The 1349-nt window shown below is 50.0% G+C and carries 1 rRNA gene (only partly in view); it reads left to right on the top strand.

Features of this window, described 5'->3' with window-relative positions:
- Positions 1-57: 57 nt before the first annotated feature.
- Positions 58-1349 (top strand): 16S ribosomal RNA (locus DXA74_RS15895); it runs 273 nt beyond the window's last position.

Raw genomic sequence — 1349 nt, 5'->3', positions numbered from 1 at the left:
AAACGAATAAAGATTCGGAGCCGTGGATAAACAGAAATTATTATAAAAAGATATTTTACAATGAAGAGTTTGATCCTGGCTCAGGATGAACGCTAGCTACAGGCCTAACACATGCAAGTCGAGGGGCAGCATGATTGAAGCTTGCTTCAATTGATGGCGACCGGCGCACGGGTGAGTAACGCGTATCCAACCTGCCCTTTACTCGGGGATAGCCTTTCGAAAGAAAGATTAATACCCGATGGTTTCGGGATTCCGCATGAGATTCCGAATAAAGATTTATCGGTAAAGGATGGGGATGCGTTCCATTAGATAGTAGGCGGGGTAACGGCCCACCTAGTCGACGATGGATAGGGGTTCTGAGAGGAAGGTCCCCCACATTGGAACTGAGACACGGTCCAAACTCCTACGGGAGGCAGCAGTGAGGAATATTGGTCAATGGACGAGAGTCTGAACCAGCCAAGTAGCGTGAAGGATGACTGCCCTATGGGTTGTAAACTTCTTTTATATGGGAATAAAAAAGGTCACGTGTGGCCTATTGTATGTACCTTATGAATAAGCATCGGCTAATTCCGTGCCAGCAGCCGCGGTAATACGGAAGATGCGAGCGTTATCCGGATTTATTGGGTTTAAAGGGAGCGTAGGCGGGCGATTAAGTCAGCGGTAAAATAGTGTGGCTCAACCATGCTCTGCCGTTGATACTGGTTGCCTTGAGTGCACACAAGGAAGATGGAATTCGTGGTGTAGCGGTGAAATGCTTAGATATCACGAAGAACTCCGATTGCGAAGGCAGTCTTCTGGGGTGTTACTGACGCTGAGGCTCGAAAGTGCGGGTATCAAACAGGATTAGATACCCTGGTAGTCCGCACCGTAAACGATGAATACTCGCTGTTGGCGATACAATGTCAGCGGCCAAGCGAAAGCATTAAGTATTCCACCTGGGGAGTACGCCGGCAACGGTGAAACTCAAAGGAATTGACGGGGGCCCGCACAAGCGGAGGAACATGTGGTTTAATTCGATGATACGCGAGGAACCTTACCCGGGCTTGAATTGCAGGTGCATGGATCAGAGATGGTCCTTTCCTTCGGGACTCCTGTGAAGGTGCTGCATGGTTGTCGTCAGCTCGTGCCGTGAGGTGTCGGCTTAAGTGCCATAACGAGCGCAACCCTTTTCCAAAGTTACCATCAGGTAATGCTGGGGACTCTTTGGATACTGCCATCGTAAGATGTGAGGAAGGTGGGGATGACGTCAAATCAGCACGGCCCTTACGTCCGGGGCTACACACGTGTTACAATGGGGGGTACAGAGGGCAGCTACCATGTGACTGGATGCGAATCCCGAAAACCCTTCT

It is taken from the genome of Bacteroides sp. OF04-15BH (genome assembly GCF_003477995.1).
GTDB lineage: Bacteria > Bacteroidota > Bacteroidia > Bacteroidales > Bacteroidaceae > Paraprevotella.
The sequence above is the reverse complement of the archived record's forward strand: the minus strand, read 5'-3'. Positions and strand labels throughout refer to the sequence as shown.